This is a genomic window from Candidatus Caldatribacterium saccharofermentans, from assembly GCF_050267035.1.
Lineage (GTDB): Bacteria > Atribacterota > Atribacteria > Atribacterales > Caldatribacteriaceae > Caldatribacterium > Caldatribacterium saccharofermentans.
Genome location: NZ_CP187957.1, coordinates 1,125,466 through 1,142,016, shown reverse-complemented (window position 1 = coordinate 1,142,016; position 16,551 = coordinate 1,125,466). Strand labels below are relative to the sequence as shown.

The window sequence follows — 16,551 nt, the reverse complement described above, 5'->3', positions numbered from 1 at the left end:
CGAACGGTCTTCTTAAGACCACGACCCCGACGCCCACGTCCTTCCTCCACCTTCGTCTTCTACCTCAGTAAGTTAACACAGTGAAGAAGTGATTGACTACGGGTGTAATATACGATGACGCCTTCGTCAGTCATTGCGAGGGCCGAAGGCCCGAAGCAATCCGGCAGTCAAGACTGCTTCGCTGGGCAAAAAACGAGGATCGCAGTGACAGGGGAAAAGGGCGGTACCTACGACCTCGCGGTGACAAAAGGGAAGGGCGAAAAACGAGGTTTGCAGCGACTCCCCGAGGGACAAAAACCTTTCAGGCGGCGAAGGGTTCCTGGCAGAGGACGATTTTCCCAGAAATTACTCCTGAAGGATTCTCCGAAATTCTTCTTCCGAGATTCCCATCTGGCGGAGGATGCTCCTCATGGTCCCCATCGGGATTTCCCGCCTCCCCATGGGGAGAATGACCACCCTTCCCGAGGGGTGCCTGAATTTGCCGTGAGAACCCTTCTGGGAGACAAAGGAAAAACCAAGTCTTCTTAGAACCGTCTCGACTTCTTTTGAGGAGTAGAGCTCAGGCACGTATTTTCTCTCTACCAATCATGATTTCGTCGATTTCTTGAAGGGCAACCTCTTCCCCCTCAAGGTAGAGCTCCACGGCCTCCTTGAGGTTGGCTATAGCCTCTGCAATGGTCTCCCCAAAAGACGAGACGTCCACGTTCAAACACTGGGCGACATAGTACCGGTCCTCTTTCCAGAGGACAAAGTCGATGGTTCTCATGGAAAACCTCCGGGATTCTACTTCCCATTCTACCACCGAGTGGGGAGCGGTCAAGGTCGCAATGTTCTCCCGGGGATACTCTTTGCCACTGGAAGGGCAATTTCCCCGGGGCAACCTGGGAACCGGGATGGGAGATTCCTGCGTAGATAAGGCCATAAGCTCGTAACGACCCTTTTTGTGCGTTGTTTTGGGGAACGCAGTGACAGAGCAATCTGGCAGGTGTCTTTCCTGCCGTTGCGGGGAACGAAGACCCGGAAGAGTTCCTGAGATTGCTTCGCAAACGAAACCACGAGCTCGCAATGACGTGCCGGGGGTCACTGCGAGGTTTCTTTTTTGTCACTGCGAGGAGCGAAGCGACGAAGCGGTCTCAGGACCACAGGAAACGAGACTGCTTCGCCTCCTTTCTCCTGTCCTTCCGAGCCACAAAGCGGCGAGGAATCTCAGAGACTACCTCAGAAACGAAACTCTGACCTCGCAGCAACCACTCAAAAGGCAAAAAACGAGATTGCTTCGGAGGCGAGACTACGACCTCGCAGTGACACCTCTTCTTCTGTCACCGCGAGGAGCGAAGCGACGAAGCGGTCTCGTATTTCCTGAGGTGAGGAAAGGAGAGACTGCTTCAGAAACGAAAATACGACCTCACAGTGACACAATGGGAGTTATCGCGAGCCCTTTTCTGTCACCGCAGGATTCCTTTTTCTTGTCACTGCGAGCGAAGCGAAGCAGTCTCAGAGACTGCTTCGGAAACAAAACGACGACCTCGCAGTGACTCTTTTCGCTGGTCATTGCGAGGGCCGAAGGCCCGAAGCAATCCGGTGGTTGAGACTGCTTCGCAGACGAAACTACGAGCTCGCAGTGACACAGGAAAAGGGCGAAAATACGACCTCGCAGTGACTACCTTTGTGTGTCACCGTGGGCGAAGCGAAGCAGTCTCACGGGATTGCTTTGCCAGACGAAAAAACGAGGTTCGCAATGACTCCTGGGAGGCGAGACTGCTTCGGGGACGAAAAGACGACCTCGCAGAGACAGGGAAGGGGGCAAGGAGCGAAAGCGACGAAGCAGTCCCTCTCTTTTGTCACTGCGAGCGAAGCGAAGCAGTCTCACAATCGCGAAAAACGAGGCTGCTTCGCTCAACGAACAAACGAGGCTCGCAGTGACAGAGAAAGGGGACGAAACGACGAGCTCGCAGTGACAAAGGAGAGGTCACGGTGACAAAGAGGAGGGGAAAAGATGACCCACAGTAACAGAAAGGGCGAAAAACGAAGGGTTCAAGGCTGAAAACTACCCGAGGACGAAAAAGATAAAGCCCATCTCCACCGCAAGGAGGAAAATGAGAAGGGCAAAAAGGAGGACAAAGCGGGGGCGAAAGGCAGAGAAAAGCAGCGCAAGCTCGGGAATGCTCACCCCTCCTGCTCCGCTCACCAGAAAAGCCACAATAACCCCGGAGCTCACCCCCTTCTCCAGGAAGGCCTTCCCCAGGGGCAACACGAGTTCCGCCCGCAAGTACAGGGGAATCCCAAGGAGTGAGACCCAGAGAATTGCCCCAGGATCCCGGGGGGCAATGACCCGAAAGAGGACATCCTGGGGGAGGAAAAATTCCACCAAAACCCCAAGGGCACTCCCGAGAAGGAGGAAGGGGAGAATGCTTTTTGCAAGGTCCCACACCCCACAAAGCACCCGCCGGAACCCCTCCCGCAGAACACCCCTCCGCGAGGAAAGGGAGAGATTCCTGGAGCGGGGACAGTCATCCCGCACCCAGAAAGACACCGGTACCAGGGCAAAGAGGTACCCCAAAAGCACGGTCTGGGAAAAGATGAGAACGGTATACAGGACCGTCCACTGCCACCCAAAAAGGGTGGCAAGAAATGAGGCGAGAACAGGATTGAGAAGCGGCGAAACAAGGAGGAACGAAGCCACTGCCTCAAAGGGCACGCCAAAGCGAAGGAAGGAAATTGCCAGAGGAACGGTGGAATACGAACACAGAGGCGTCAGGGCACCAAAGGCTCCCCCAAGAAGACTCGAAAGCACCGCAGGCCTTTTCCGGGTCAGAATGCCCTCGATACGTTCTTCCGGAAAAAAGAGGAGCACCCATTCCAGAACGAAAGCAATCCCGAAAAACAAGAGGGCGAGTTCTCCTGCGCCAAGCAGAAATTCCCGAACGGCCGCAAGAAGAAGCATCGCTTGTTATCCTCCCGGATCACGAAGGTGTCTTAAATATACCCGAAAAACAGCCGGAACGCCAGAAACCTGCCAAAAAGGGGGTGTATCCTGAAGCAACCTCCCCCGCCTTCTGCACCCTGCGGTATAATACGACCAAAAACGGAGGAGAAAACTCATGGTCCATATCCCTGAAGACATCCTGAATCTCCCTCGCTCCGGTATCCGGGAACTCATGGGCATGGCGCTCTCGCTCCCTGGGGCCATTCGCCTCGAAATGGGTGAACCCCATTTCCCCACGCCCCAGCCGATTCTTGAGGGACTCAGGGACTTCTTCTTCCAGGGAGAAATCCGCTACACCCCCACAGTGGGCATCCCGAGCCTCCGGGCAAAAATCGCCGAAAAGCTCAGAAAAGACAAAGGCTGGGAGGTTACTCCCGATGAGGTCATCGTGCTTCCCGGGTCGCTCTTTGGGACAGTGACGGTTTTCCGCACGATTCTTGGGCCTCAGGACGAGGTGCTCGTGCCAGACCCTGGATTCACCAACCACCTCTTCCAGGTGGGCCTCTGCGGTGGTCGGGCCGTTCACTACCACCTCCGCCCCAAGAACGACTACCTTCCCGATTTTGCCGAAATCGAGCGGTGCATTACCCCAAAAACCAGAGCTATCCTCGTGAACTCGCCCTCAAACCCCCTCGGCGTGGTTTTCCCCCGCGAAGTCCTTGAAACCTTAGCTCGCCTTGCCGAAAAATACGACCTCCTCGTCATCTCCGATGAGGCCTACGAGAAGTACATCTACCAGGGAGAACACCTGGGGCTTTTCCGGTTCGTTGCTCCGGAGCGCCTGGTGAGCATCTTCTCCTTCTCCAAAACCTATGCTCTTACTGGATGGCGGGTGGGGTACATGGTGGCGCCAAAGGATCTCGTGCCTCATCTTGCCAAGGTTGCCGAATACCTCATCGCCTGCACCTCTCACCTCTCCCAGAAAGCGGCAGAAATTGCCCTTGACCTTCCCGAAGAGGAAGTCCAGACAATGGTGGAGTACTACAGGGGCAACGTCCGCGTGGCTTCAGACCTTCTCAGGGATGGGGGGTTCCGCTTTTTCGAACCCCAGGGAGGCTACTACATCTGGGTTGATGTGCGGGAATTCGGCATGACCTCTCTGGACTTCTGCAAGGCTTTCCTCCGGGAGAAATCCGTCGCCCTGGCCCCTGGGGACACTTTTGGCGAGAGTGGCGAAGGGTTCGTGCGAATCTCCATTTGCCGGAAAAGAGAAGACGTGGAAGAGGGTATCCGGAGACTCGTAGCCTTCAGGAGGGAAAGGCGATGAAGGTTCCGGTTCTTGCCCTCACCATGGGCGACCCTGCCGGAGTGGGACCGGAAATCGTAGTAGGAACTCTGGCCCACTGGGGCCTTGAGGCCGAGGCCTGTGTGGTGGGTGATCGAAGGGTTCTTGCAGAAGCCGAGCGCATCCTTGGGGTTTCCATCCCCTGGAAGGAGGCCCGCTTCCCCCTCGAAGGCAACGGACCTTTCCTCCTTGACCTTGCCAACGCCGACCCGAAGACCTTCTCCTTTGGGGAGATTTCCCCGGTGTGCGGGCAGGCGAGCTTCGAATACGTCCGCAAAGCAGTGGAGCTTGCCCTCTCAGGTTTTGTCGATGCTTTGGTCACTGCCCCCATCAGTAAGGAAGCACTCCACAGGGCCTCCGTCCCTTACATCGGCCACACCGAGATGCTTGAAGCGCTCACTCAAGCGAAAGAAGCCCTCACCATGTTCCAGGTGGGGGACCTGCGGGTCTTCTTCTTCACAAGACACCTCCCCCTCCGGGAAGCCATAGCCCGGGTAAAGCAAGAGACACTTGTCCATTTTGCCCGGCTTGTCTTCCTGTACCTTCGGGCCTTAGGTATGGAAAACCCCCGGGTGGCCTTTGCTGCGCTCAATCCTCATGCTGGAGAAGGAGGGCTTCTGGGGAGAGAGGAACAGGAAGAAATTGCCCCGGCTGTGTCTTTCCTCCGGCAGGAAGGGTACGAGATTTCCGGCCCTTACCCTGCGGATTCGGTCTTTTTCTTCGCCTTCCAGGGGAAATTCGACGCCGTCATTTCCCTCTACCACGACCAGGGGCATATCGCCACGAAATGCCTCGACTTTTTCCGGACCGTGAGCGTCACCCTGGGGCTTCCTTTCCTGCGGACCTCTCCAGACCATGGAACGGCCTTCGACATCGCTGGGAGGGGCGTGGCGCGTTTTGAGAGCATGTACGAAGCCTGCCGGATTGCCGCCCGGTACGCACCTTTATACGCCCCGCCACTTGAAGATGCAACATGAAAGAGGGGGGAGGGTCAGGGAAAGGGAGTATGGTCTTCCGTGGGCGGGGACCTCTTCGGCCCACACACCTCCGAGGTTGCCGAGATTGCTGCCGTAGTAGAACGCCGAGTCGCTGTTCAGGATTTCCTCGTAGAATCCCGGCCGGGGAACCCCAACACGGTAGGCAAAGCGAGGGACAGGTGTGAAATTCAGGACAAAAACGAGGAAGTCGCCAGGGTCTTTGCTTTTTCGGAGAAAGGCAATCACGGAGTTCTCGGCATCGTGGCAGTCAATCCACTCAAAGCCCTCGGGTTTTGTATCGCACTCCCACAGCGCCCGCTCCCGCAGGTACAGATGGTTGAGGTCTTGAACGTAGCGGTGGAGTTTCCGGTGCGGATCATGATCAAGAAGGAACCAGTCTAATTCTGTATCGTGGTTCCACTCCTGGCGCTGCCCAAACTCCCCACCCATAAAGAGGAGCTTCTTCCCGGGGTACCCGAACATGAGGCCGAAAAGGAGCCGGAGGTTAGCGAACTTCTGCCAGTCATCACCGGGCATCTTCTCGAGGAGACTCCGTTTTCCGTGCACCACCTCATCGTGCGAAAGAGGGAGGATGAAGTTCTCGGAAAAGGCGTACCAGATGGGGAAGGTGAGGTTCGTGTGGTGGTACTTCCGGTAGATAGGGTCCTTGCTCATGTAGAGGAGGATGTCGTTCATCCAGCCCATGTTCCACTTGAAGAGGAACCCCAGCCCCCCTGCGTAAGGCGGCAGGGTCACCCCGGGCCAGGCAGTGGATTCCTCAGCGATGGTGGCAATGCCGGGAAAGGCGGTGTACACCCGCTCGTGGAGGAAGCGTAAAAAATCGATGGCTTCGAGGTTCTCCTTCCCCCCGAAGCGGTTCGGAACCCACTCTCCCTCCTTCCGCCCGTAATCAAGGTAGAGCATTGAGGCCACGGCATCAACCCGCAGGGCGTCGATGTGGAACTTCTCAAACCAGAAAAAGGCGTTGGAGAGGAGAAAACTCCGCACTTCACAGCGCCCGTAGTTGAAGATGTAGCTCCCCCAGTGGGGGTGTTCGCCTTTCCTGGGGTCAAGGTGCTCATAGAGCCCTGTTCCGTCAAACCGTCCAAGGCCATGGGCGTCTTTGGGGAAGTGGGCAATAACCCAGTCGAGGATGACCCCAATGCCCTCCCGGTGGCACAAATCCACAAAGGCCATGAAGTCCCTGGGTGTCCCAAAGCGGCTTGTAGGGGCAAAGTACCCGGTGACGTGATACCCCCAGGAGCCGTCGAAGGGGTGCTCGGCTAAAGGCAAAAGCTCAATGTGGGTGTACCCCATTTCCTTCACATAAGGAATGAGTGCTTCGGCGATTTCCCGGTAGGAAAGGAACGACCCGTCGGGTTTCCGCCTCCAGGAACCGAGGTGCACCTCATAGATGTTCATGGGGGAAGAGAGGAGGTCCACGGTCTTTCGCCGCTCCATCCACTCAGCGTCCTGCCAGGGGAAGCCAGAGAGGTCGAAGACGATGGAAGCGGTTTTTGGGCGGACTTCGGAGAAAAAGGCATAAGGGTCAGCCTTCAAAAGGAGGTGTCCTTCTTTGGTCTTGATCTCAAACTTGTACTTTTCTCCTTCCCCAATCCCCGGGACGAAGATTTCCCAGACCCCCGAACTCCCCCGGGGTCGGAGGAGGTGCACCCGCCCATCCCAGCGGTTGAAATCCCCCACCACGCTCACCCGAAAGGCATTGGGCGCCCAGACGGCAAAGTGCACCCCTGGAAATCCCTCAAGCACCACCACATGGGCGCCGAGCTTCTCATAGACCCGGGCATGGGTCCCCTCATTGAAAAGGTGGAGGTCGAAATCGGTCAAAAGTGGGGGGAAGGCGTAGGGGTCAGGAAGGACGAAGGTCCGGCCATCCTCCACGATTTCAAGAAGGTACGGAAAAGTCTCCCGTTCTCCGGTTCTTGCCACGAAAACCCCCCCGGGGTGGACCCGCTCGGCAGGGTAGCGTTTTCTTCCATCCCGGGAAAGCACGGTAACACTTTCGGCAAAGGGCCGGAAAACCCGAACGACCACGGTTTCGCTCTCCCGGTGCATCCCCAGGAAAAAGGAGGGGTCAGAGAGGTCACCCCGCACAAGCGCCTCGCAGATGTCCTTCACCATACCTCCCCCTTTCGCGAGAGCATCCGCAGGCGTTCGAAGAACACCTCGTCGAGGATTTCTTCATGGACCCGGTAGGGAATGAGGATTCGCTTGCGGGGCTCAGGAAGCAGCGGGCGGGAAAGGGGGAGACGGCGGACCTTCTCGTTGTAGGCGAAGACCATGAGGCGCTCGAGGTTCACGGTATCGGCAACGTTGTAGGCAAGAAGAGTCTCCAGAGCCTCCGGACACCCATCCTGGTACTTCCGCCAGAGGAGTACCGCCGTGTACCCATCAACCCCCCGCAACGGTCCCCGGTCAATGCCAATTGCCCGTTCACAGGCCTTCAGGCCCCCGCTGAAACCAAGGCTTTTCATGACGTAGCGGAGGTCAAGGTGCACCTGGGGAAGACGCACCCTGAGGCTTCGTTCAAGAAACGGCAGATCGAAACACTTCCCGTTGAAGGTGATGATGAACCGGTACGCCATGACCTCCTCGAGGAAATCCCGAAGGTTCATGCCATGGATGAAGGTCTTTATGCGGTACCCATCAAAGAGGGTGATGGCGGTGACATAGTCTTCGGGAGGGTTGAGCCCCGTGGTTTCGATATCGAGGAAAACCGCCTGGTGGCGAAACTCGGGGAAAAGGCGCCAGAGTTCCCTCCCGGGGAGGTGCTCCCCGAAAAAGGCGATGTCCTCCTCCTCAAGACGCAGGAGAGACCTCTCAAGAAACGACCGGAGATGAAAAGCCAGGGACCTCGAAAAAAGGGTATCAAGAAGCGGGCTCGCCAGCGCATCTTCCCAGGTCCATATCCCTGCCTCCCAGATGCGCCACTCGGTCCTCTCCCCCACCTGAGGAATGTGACAGAATGTCGAAGAGAGCATGACGCCCCCCGCAGTATGCATCTTCTCAGGCAATATTGTAAAATACGGGGGGAGTTTTTTCCAAGGACCCGGAGAGAAAGGAAGTGCAGGTTATGGCACTCTGTGACGAATACCTCCTTGTGGACCTCTCGGTGGAAGTTGTGCCACCAGGGACCGAAGAGCGGCCCTTCGTCACCACGAGGTCACTGCTCCATGACGCCACCACCAAGTACCTCATCTCCACCCACACCCACGTGGGGACGCACCTTGAGGGACCGCTACACTTTTTTGAGGTAGGGAAAGACCTTGCCGATTTTCCCCTTTCGGCCTTCTGGGGCAGAGCCTGGTTCCTCGACATCGAGAAGGTTCCGGAAGACCGGCTGCTCACGGAAGCTTTCCTTGCTTATCGCCTTGAAGGGAAGGTTGCCCCAGGAGACATCCTCATCGCGAGGAACCTCGACGAAGAAACGGTGTCGCGCTTCAACACCACAAAGGACAGGAGTCTCCTCCCCTGTTTCACCCCTGAGGCCGCCCTCTGGATTCGGGACAGAGGCCTGAAGATGCTCGGGATTGACCACCTCGTGCGTCTGGGGAAGGATGTTGCCGCTACCCGGAAGCTCCACGAGATTCTCCTCTCTGCCGACATCCTCCTCCTTGAAGGACTGGCCAACCTCAAAGCGGTGCAGGAGAACCCCTTTTTCCTCATTGCCTTCCCCTATAAAGCCCGGGGGATTGACTCGAGTCTCACGCGGGCTGTGGCCCTGGTGAGGAGGTGACGTATGCGGCAGCGCATTGGCGTTCTGAGCGGCGGTGGGGATTGCCCGGGCATCAACGCCGTGATCCACGCGGTGGTGAAGCGGGCCATCCTCAAGTACGACTATGAGGTCATCGGGATTCTCGACGGGTTTGAAGGACTGGTGGAAGGGCGTTTCCGGGAACTCCGCTACAACGATGTCTCCGGTATTCTCCCCCTTGGGGGGACAATCCTTGGGACCTCCAACCGGGCGAATCCCTTCCGGTACCCGGTACGGCAGGGAGACGAGGTCACCTTTGAGGACCGCTCCCGGGACGTCCTGCGACACTTCACGGAACTCGGCCTCTCTGCCCTCATCGCCATCGGGGGCGATGGAACGTTCCACATTGCCGCAGAGCTTTCGCGGCTTGGGGTTCCGGTGGTTGGTGTCCCCAAAACCATCGACAACGACCTCAACGCCACCGACATCACCTTCGGGTTTGATTCGGCCGTCCATGTTGTGACCGAAGCCATAGACCGCCTCCACACCACCGCCCAGTCCCACCACCGGGTCATGGTCATTGAGGTGATGGGGCGGTACGCAGGGTGGATTGCCCTCCATGGGGGCATCGCCGGAGGGGGTGACGTCATCCTCATTCCAGAGATTCCCTTCGACATTGAGGGCGTGTGCGAATTCATCCTCGAGCGCCGCAAGAGAGGCAAGCGCTTCAGCATCGTCGTCGTGGCCGAGGGAGCCCGTCCCCGGGGTGGGGACCTTGTGGTCCAGCGGGTTGTACGGGAAAGCCACGACCAGATTCGCCTTGGAGGAGTGAGCCACGTCGTGGGGCGGGCTATTGAGGAGAAGACGGGCCTTGAAACCCGCGTGGTGATTCTGGGTCACCTGCAGCGGGGCGGCTCACCCACCGCCTTCGACAGGGTCCTGGCTACACGACTCGGAGCCTGGGCCGTTGACCTTGTGGCGCAGGGGCAATTCGGGTATTTCCCGGCCGTGCGGGGGCAGGACATCGTCCCGGCCCGAATCGAAGAGGCCATCGCCTGTCTGAAGACTGTTCCTTTAGACTCTCCGCTTCTTGATATTGCCCGTTCCATGGGAACCTACCTTGGAGCATGAAGGAGCGTGTGGTGCAGTGCTTACTGAACGTCTGGAGAAGGCCAAAGCTATTGCGCAGAAAGTCGGCACCTTTGTCCTGGAACATGTCCACTCCATACGGCATATTGAAGCCAAATCAAGCCCGATTGACGTGGTGACCGAGGTAGATAAGGAGGCGCAGGCCCGAATTGTCGAGGAGCTCCGTCGATCCTTCCCCGAGGACACCGTCTGGGGAGAGGAGAGCCAGGAACCCCTTGCGGACTTCTCCCGTACCTGGGTCATTGACCCCATCGACGGGACGAGTAACTACATCCACGGCCTCCCCTTTTACGCCGTCTCCATTGCGTATTTCCTTGAAGGAACCCCGGTTCTTGGGGTGCTCTACGCCCCGGCGCTCCAAGAGCTCTTCTGGGCCCTCAGAGGAGAGGGGGCCTTTCTCAACGGCAAACGTATCACCGTCTCCCGGACCACTCTGCTCCACGAGGCCATTGTTATCACTGGATTTCCCCACACCAGAAGGCGCTTTGAGGTCCTCGCACCCATTTACGGGCATATCCTTGGAGAATGCCAGGCGCTTCGGTCCTTTGGAAGCGCTGCGCTGGGCCTGGCGTATGTCGCCTGTGGAAGGTGTGAGGGATACCTTCAGCTTGGGGTGTCCTTTTACGATGTCGCTGCCGGGGTGTGTCTTGTGGAAGAAGCCGGGGGAGTGGTGCGAGAACTCTCCGGAAGACCTTGGAGCTACGTAAGCCGCTCCCTCTGCGCCTCCAACGGCCATATCGACCTTACGGCAATCGTCCAGCAGGTCCTTCCTGAGGAGGTTGTCGCCACACTCCGCTAAAAGGGGTACAATAAAAAGGAGGAGGTGGAGACATGAAGGGGTGGCAGATGAAGGACCTGAAGGACCTTGCCGCCAGGGTGGGGGGCAGGGTGCTCGTGTGTGGGTCAGTGGGGGAGGCTTTCGAGAAGGCCCGGGACCTTGCCGAAAAGGTCCGCCTCTACAGGGTGAAGGGGGAGGAGTCGTACTTCGTAGCCCTTCCTGACCGCGGTGAAGAGAACGACCGAATCCTCAAGGAGATGAACGAGAAAACCGCTCTGGAATTCGAGGAAGTCACAGGTTAAAGGGAGGGGCGAGACCCCTCCCCCGTTTTCGGTCAGAGCGAGGTCGTGCTGGTCTCGACAATCTGCGCTCCGACCTTCTCCACCAGGTCTCCGCCTGAAGTGGCGAAAACGTTCCGGGCAAGGATGAGGTCCATGACTGCGTTGACATCCTGGGACGAGAGGTCCTCGCGGGGATACCGGAGCCGTATCCGGAAAGCCCTGCCCTCTTCGTTCCGAAAGGTCATCACAAGGATCTTGCTCATCCCTTACACCTCCTTATTCGGCGAGGACTTTGTTCTCCGTCAGGGTGATGTCGAACACGGGGTAGGCGAGGAGTCCGCTCAGCGCCAGGGCAACATCGTAGAGGTCCTGGTATGTGGCGTTCTCCTTCACCCGGAAAGAGATCGTTCTCGTCAGGGGCCGTCCGTTGTCAGGATTCTCCCCGACCTGGAGACGTACCCGAAGACGATTGGGCTGTTCGGTTACCACAACCGGTGGCACAGTGGTTCACCTCCTGTTTTTTGTCTCCATCCTTTAAAGAAAAATGGCGACACGGACAGAACAGAAGAAGGGAGGAAAGGATATGGGGTATCTCGGTTACTTCCCGGAAGACTTCCTTTTCGGTGTGGCTACGGCTTCGTACCAGATTGAGGGGGCCTGGAATGAGGACGGAAAGGGGGAGAGCATCTGGGACCGCTTCGCCCACACCCCGGGGAACATCCTCGACGGCACCACAGGAGATGTGGCCTGTGACCACTACCACTGCTTTGCAGAGGATGTGGCCCTCATGCAGGAACTCGGCGTTAGTGCCTACCGTTTCTCCATCTCCTGGCCCAGGGTTTTGCCCTCAGGGAAAGGAGCGGTGAACGAGAAGGGTCTTGCCTTCTACCGCAGGCTCATCGAGAAGCTCAAGGAGGCGGGGATCAAACCCGTTGTCACCCTCTACCACTGGGACCTCCCCCAGGCCCTCCAGGACCGGGGAGGATGGGAGAGCGAGGAGACCGTCGAGGCCTTTGCAGAGTACGCCCGGTTGCTTTTTGCGACCTTCGGGGACGATGTACACCTCTGGATCACCCACAACGAACCCTGGGTGGTGGCCTTCATTGGGAACTACGAGGGCAGGCATGCCCCGGGGAAACGTGATTTCCAGGCGGCTCTTCGTGTGGCCCGGAACCTCCTCCTTGCCCATGGGCACGCGGTCCGGGTCTTCCGGGAGGTGAACCCGAAAGGAGCCATCGGCATCACCCTGAACCTCTCCCCCGTCCATCCTCTTACGGAGGAACAGGAGGACAGAGAGGCCGCCTGGCGCTTCGATGGCTACCTCAACCGCTTCTTCTTAGACCCCCTCTTTCGGGGACAGTTCCCCGAGGACATGCTCACCTTCTACCGGAAAAAGGGCTTTATCCTTGAGCCCTTCACAGAGGAAGAGCGTGCCCTTGTGGCCCAGCCCCTGGATTTTCTGGGCATCAACTACTACTCCCGCCACGTTGTGAGAAAGGGAGAGGAACCCGTTCTTGAGACCGGAGAACACCAGAACCCTTACGTTGAGCGGAGTGACATGGGCTGGGAGGTGTACCCCAGGGGGATATACGAGATTGTGGAACGGGTGACTAAAGAATACCAGCCTCAGACCATCTACATCACCGAGAACGGCTTCGCCTTCCCCGATACCCTGCAAAACGGCACCGTCAACGACGAGCGACGAATAGCCTACCTCCGGGACCACCTCCTCTGGCTCTACCAGACCCTTGAAGCGGGGTATCCGGTCAAGGGGTACTTCGTGTGGAGCATTATGGACAACTTCGAGTGGGCCTTTGGGTTTTCCAAGCGCTTCGGCCTCGTGTACATCGATTACGCCACCCAGCAGCGCATCCCCAAAAGGAGCTTCTTCTTCTACCGGGAGGTTATAAGAAGGCGAAGCATTCGCTGAAGAAAGCCCGGGGAATCCCCGGGCTTTCGAGCACTACAGCTTCGGCCGGAGCGCAAGGAGCTCCTGAATTTCCTTCCCGAGAGCCTCCTTCTCTTTCTCACCGAGGGGCTTTAAGGGTTTCCTGGGGAAGCCACCCTCAAAGCCAAAGAGGTCCATGGCAGCCTTCACCCCGCTTACACCGTACCTTCCAGAGACGAGGCTATTGAGTCGAGCAACGAAGCGGTGGAGGGGAAGACCACGCTCAAGGTCTTTCCTGAGTCCAAGCTCCACCAGGTCACAGCAGAGGTCAGGGAAGACGTTGGCCAGAGACAGTACTCCTCCAACAGCCCCCACAAGGAGGGCCGGGAAGACGAAGTCGGCAGACCCGGCGAGGACGAAGAACTCCTTCCCCTCTGAGGCGGCAATGTAGGCGTCGTAGTTCCCCTTTGAGGTGTCCTTGAGGCCGAGGATATTGGGGTGTTCGCTCAAGCGGGCAATGAGGGCAGGAGAAAGGCAGAGGTTGTTGGCCACTGCAGGGTTATTGTAGAGGAGGACTGGTTTGTCCACTGCTTCGGCGACTTCAGTGAAGTACTCGTAGAGGGCGTCATCGGTCATTCTCCTTGCGAAGAAGGAGGGGGGCATGAGGCTCACAAAGTCCACCCCAAGACGATGAAGGTCCTGGGCAAGCTTTTTGGACTCAAAGGTGGACTCACAGCTTGCTCCACCAATGAGGACCTTGTCACCCTTCACCTCAAGGACTGTCTCGATGACTCTGAGCTTCTCGTCATACGTGAGGCTCCGGAATTCTCCATTCGTCCCCAGGGCAAAGTACCCCCGAAGCCGGGTCTTCGAGAGCTTTTCGACATTCCGTTTCAATGCCTCAAAGTCGATGGTGCCATCATCCCGAAAGGGGGTCACAATGGGGGCAAAGACCCCGGTGAGCTTTTGTCTTGTGTCTTCAGGCTTCATGGGATTCACCTTCCCTGGTGAAAAACGCGATGATTTGCTCTGCGGCCTGCACCGCCACGCGTTCGGTACTCTCCTGCGTGAGCCCCGCAACGTGAGGCGTGAGAATGACATTGGGGAGAGAGCAAAGCGGGTGATCCCCGGAAAGAGGTTCTTTTTCGAAAACATCGAGGGCTGCTCCGCGAATCCACCCTTCCCTCAGGGCTTCAAGGAGGGCCTCTTCATCCACTACGGCTCCCCGGGCCACGTTGATGAGGAAGGCCGTGGGCTTCATAAGCCGGAGCTCCTCCCGCCCGATGAGGTGTCTGGTACCCTCGGTGAGGGGGACATGGAGGCTCACGAAGTCGCTTCGGGAAAGGAGCTCAGAAAGAGTCGAAACCTTCTGTGCTCCCTGGAGAACGCCCTCCGGAACAAAGGGGTCAAAGAACAGCACTTTCATCCCGAATCCCAGGCTCAGGCGGGCCACCTCCTGGCCAATTGCCCCAAAACCCACAAGACCAAGGGTTTTCCCTGAAAGCTCCAGAGCCCGGTACGCATACCGGGAACGCCACTCGCCCTCCCTGACCTTCCGGTCGTAGAAGAAGAGGTCCTTGGCCAGGGCCAGAAGGAGCGCCAGGGTATGCTCGGCAACAGAGGTGGTGTTCCCTCCCGGGGTATTGAGCACGGCGATATTTCTTTGCTTTGCATACTCCACGTCGATATTATCCAGCCCCACTCCTACCCGGCAGATGACGCGAAGACGCAAAGCCCGGTCGATAACCTCTCTTGTCACTCTGAAGCTACTCCGCACAAGGAGCGCGTGGGCTTGAGGAAGGTATTCCCACACCTTCTCCTTCTCCTCAGGAGAGAACACGAGCACCGCAAAGTCCTTTTGCGCTCGAAGGAGTCCCAGAGCCTTCTCCGCAATCGGCTGAGGAAGAAGAATCGTCCATTGAGGCATGGCATACCCTCCGCTTATGTCTGAAAGCTGCTAATGGTTCTGAAGGTTTCCCTGAGCACCCCGTAGAGGTGCTGGTAAACCCTAAAGAACTCCCCGTAGAGCCTGGCCTGTTCCGGGTCGGGGAGGGTTCGTTCCGTAATCTCGAGCTTCCCCACTGCCTCCTCCATCGAAGACCAGAGGCCAATCCCGACTCCCGCAAGGAGGGCCGCACCGTAACTCCCTCCCTCCTCTCCGTAGGCAACGGCAACAACCTCGGAATTGAAGATATCGGCATGGAGCTTTTGGAAGAGCTTACTTTTTGCTCCACCCCCTGAGATTCGTACCTGGGAGACGGAAAGCCCCAGGCCCTCCATAAGGGCGAAGACATCCCGAAGGCTGAAAACAATCCCTTCAAAGACGCTGCGGACAATGTCGTTCCGGGTATGGTGGAGACCAAAGCCGATGAGAACACCCCGGGCAAAGGGGTCCGCATGGGGGCAGCGTTCCCCAATGAGGTAGGGTAAAAAGAGGATGCCCCTGGCCAGAGGAGCACTGAGCTCAGCCTCCCGGCTCAGGAGGTCATAGGAGGATTCACCAATGAGGCGAGCAAGTTCCCGCTCTAACCCTCCAAAGGTGTTTCTGAACCAGCTCAGGGACCCTCCTGCGGCAAGCGTTGTTCCGTAAACAATCCAGCTCCCAGGAATGGCGTTGCAGAAAAACTGCAGAGTATTCCCCGGATTCTCGTAGAACCGATCCAGAGACATGCCCACAATACCTGCTGTCCCCAGGGTGATGCTGATAGTTCCAGGACGAACGGCACCAACTCCCACCGTCTGAACGACGGCATCTCCTCCTCCACCTACAACGGGCACCCCCGGACGCACACCCACTTCCTGAGCCACCGCAGGAAGCACCGAGCCTGTAATCTCCGGGGATTCGAAGACTTCAGGGAAAAGGTCAAAGGCAACCCCAAGTTCCCTGATGAGATCTTTCGCCCAGGCCCTCTCTCGCACAGAGAAGAGTCCAGTTCCAGAGGCATCGCTCACATCTGTAGCGTATTTTCCTGTAAGTCTCAAGCGGATGTAGTCTTTGGGGCAGAGGAATTTCTCCGCCTTTTTAAAGACTTCGGGCTCGTTCTCCTGAACCCAGAGGATTTTCCCTCCCGTGTATCCCGGAAGCATGGGGTTATTCGTGATTTTGATGAACTCCCGTTCCCCACCCACCATTTCGTGGATTTTTGCACAATACGGGGCACTCCTCTGGTCGTTCCACATGATGCAGGGACGGAGGACATTCCCCGCTTCATCAAGGAGCACAAGCCCATGCATCTGCCCGGTAAGGCCGATACCCTCAACGGTGTAGCCCTTTCCTTCAACATCCCGGGAGACTTCCAAAAGCGTCGCTTTTGCCGCTTCCCACCAGTCTGAAGGATCCTGCTCTGACCAGCCCGGGAAGGGGTTGTACACCGGGTACTCCCGAGTGGCCCTCGAGAGCACCCGCCCCTCTTCGTCAACCGCAAGGGTCTTGCAGCTTGACGTCCCGATGTCGATCCCCACCACACAGGGCTTTTTTTCTGCCAAGCTCAT

At 57.7% G+C, this 16,551-nt stretch carries 17 protein-coding genes; 7 read left to right on the top strand and 10 right to left on the bottom strand.

Annotated elements, in window-relative coordinates; translation table 11 throughout:
- Nucleotides 1-345 precede the first annotated feature (345 nt).
- From ACPT9Q_RS05780 to ACPT9Q_RS05770, 3 genes are all read right to left on the bottom strand, one after another.
- Nucleotides 346-567, bottom strand: a complete 222-nt coding sequence (locus ACPT9Q_RS05780) for a type II toxin-antitoxin system HicA family toxin (RefSeq protein WP_427365188.1) — start codon at nt 565-567, stop codon at nt 346-348.
- Complete coding sequence (locus ACPT9Q_RS05775) at nt 560-766, bottom strand: type II toxin-antitoxin system HicB family antitoxin (RefSeq protein ID WP_427365187.1); 207 nt, start codon at nt 764-766, stop codon at nt 560-562. The genes ACPT9Q_RS05780 and ACPT9Q_RS05775 overlap by 8 nt, the downstream gene beginning before the upstream one ends.
- Nucleotides 767-2,047: 1,281 nt before the next feature.
- The gene (locus ACPT9Q_RS05770) at nt 2,048-2,944 is read right to left on the bottom strand and encodes a permease (protein ID WP_427365186.1); all 897 of its coding nucleotides are present in this window, start codon (nt 2,942-2,944) and stop codon (nt 2,048-2,050) included.
- 157 nt (nt 2,945-3,101) lie between these two features.
- Between ACPT9Q_RS05770 and ACPT9Q_RS05765 the strand changes: the two genes are divergently transcribed.
- Complete coding sequence (locus tag ACPT9Q_RS05765; protein ID WP_427365185.1) at nt 3,102-4,253, top strand: pyridoxal phosphate-dependent aminotransferase; 1,152 nt, start codon at nt 3,102-3,104, stop codon at nt 4,251-4,253.
- Nucleotides 4,250-5,248, top strand: a complete 999-nt coding sequence (pdxA, locus tag ACPT9Q_RS05760) for a 4-hydroxythreonine-4-phosphate dehydrogenase PdxA (protein ID WP_427365184.1) — start codon at nt 4,250-4,252, stop codon at nt 5,246-5,248. Before ACPT9Q_RS05765 ends, pdxA begins: the two co-directional genes overlap by 4 nt.
- Here the strand turns inward: pdxA and glgB are convergent.
- Nucleotides 5,216-7,390: a 1,4-alpha-glucan branching protein GlgB gene (glgB, locus tag ACPT9Q_RS05755; protein WP_427365183.1), complete on the bottom strand. Its 2,175-nt coding sequence runs from the start codon at nt 7,388-7,390 to the stop codon at nt 5,216-5,218. The genes pdxA and glgB overlap by 33 nt on opposite strands.
- Complete coding sequence (locus ACPT9Q_RS05750; RefSeq protein WP_017873525.1) at nt 7,384-8,250, bottom strand: ribonuclease H-like domain-containing protein; 867 nt, start codon at nt 8,248-8,250, stop codon at nt 7,384-7,386. The genes glgB and ACPT9Q_RS05750 overlap by 7 nt, the downstream gene beginning before the upstream one ends.
- A 92-nt stretch (nt 8,251-8,342) precedes the next feature.
- On the opposite strand from ACPT9Q_RS05750, the gene ACPT9Q_RS05745 reads away from it, so the two are divergent.
- Genes ACPT9Q_RS05745 through ACPT9Q_RS05730 form a run of 4 tightly spaced genes read left to right on the top strand, consistent with a single transcriptional unit; the run spans nt 8,343 to nt 11,192 of the window.
- Nucleotides 8,343-9,005 (top strand): cyclase family protein, encoded by a 663-nt coding sequence (locus ACPT9Q_RS05745; protein ID WP_427365182.1) that lies wholly within the window; start codon nt 8,343-8,345, stop codon nt 9,003-9,005.
- 3 nt (nt 9,006-9,008) lie between these two features.
- Nucleotides 9,009-10,094, top strand: a complete 1,086-nt coding sequence (locus tag ACPT9Q_RS05740; protein WP_427365181.1) for a 6-phosphofructokinase — start codon at nt 9,009-9,011, stop codon at nt 10,092-10,094.
- 16 nt (nt 10,095-10,110) lie between these two features.
- A complete protein-coding gene (locus tag ACPT9Q_RS05735; protein ID WP_017873522.1) occupies nt 10,111-10,911 on the top strand; it encodes an inositol monophosphatase family protein in 801 nt (266 codons plus the stop codon).
- A gap of 32 nt (nt 10,912-10,943) precedes the next feature.
- Nucleotides 10,944-11,192, top strand: a complete 249-nt coding sequence (locus tag ACPT9Q_RS05730; protein WP_427365180.1) for a hypothetical protein — start codon at nt 10,944-10,946, stop codon at nt 11,190-11,192.
- Nucleotides 11,193-11,224: 32 nt separating this feature from the next.
- Here the strand turns inward: ACPT9Q_RS05730 and ACPT9Q_RS05725 are convergent, their stop codons facing one another.
- Nucleotides 11,225-11,434, bottom strand: coding sequence for a DUF2922 family protein (locus tag ACPT9Q_RS05725; RefSeq protein WP_017873520.1), 210 nt, complete (start codon nt 11,432-11,434; stop codon nt 11,225-11,227).
- Between the two features lie 13 nt (nt 11,435-11,447).
- Nucleotides 11,448-11,672, bottom strand: coding sequence for a DUF1659 domain-containing protein (locus ACPT9Q_RS05720; RefSeq protein WP_017873519.1), 225 nt, complete (start codon nt 11,670-11,672; stop codon nt 11,448-11,450).
- A gap of 82 nt (nt 11,673-11,754) precedes the next feature.
- Between ACPT9Q_RS05720 and ACPT9Q_RS05715 the strand changes: the two genes are divergently transcribed.
- Nucleotides 11,755-13,101, top strand: a complete 1,347-nt coding sequence (locus tag ACPT9Q_RS05715) for a GH1 family beta-glucosidase (RefSeq protein WP_427365179.1) — start codon at nt 11,755-11,757, stop codon at nt 13,099-13,101.
- Nucleotides 13,102-13,134: 33 nt separating this feature from the next.
- Here ACPT9Q_RS05715 and ACPT9Q_RS05710 read toward each other — a convergent pair whose 3' ends face one another.
- From ACPT9Q_RS05710 to xylB, 3 genes are read right to left on the bottom strand one after another with little or no spacing between them, the layout of a single operon-like run.
- Nucleotides 13,135-14,049: a dihydrodipicolinate synthase family protein gene (locus ACPT9Q_RS05710; RefSeq protein WP_427365178.1), complete on the bottom strand. Its 915-nt coding sequence runs from the start codon at nt 14,047-14,049 to the stop codon at nt 13,135-13,137.
- Nucleotides 14,039-14,986 (bottom strand): hydroxyacid dehydrogenase, encoded by a 948-nt coding sequence (locus tag ACPT9Q_RS05705; protein WP_427366684.1) that lies wholly within the window; start codon nt 14,984-14,986, stop codon nt 14,039-14,041. The genes ACPT9Q_RS05710 and ACPT9Q_RS05705 overlap by 11 nt, the downstream gene beginning before the upstream one ends.
- Nucleotides 14,987-15,000: 14 nt before the next feature.
- On the bottom strand, nt 15,001-16,551 hold the full coding sequence (gene xylB, locus ACPT9Q_RS05700) for a xylulokinase (RefSeq protein WP_427366683.1): 1,551 nt from the start codon (nt 16,549-16,551) through the stop codon (nt 15,001-15,003).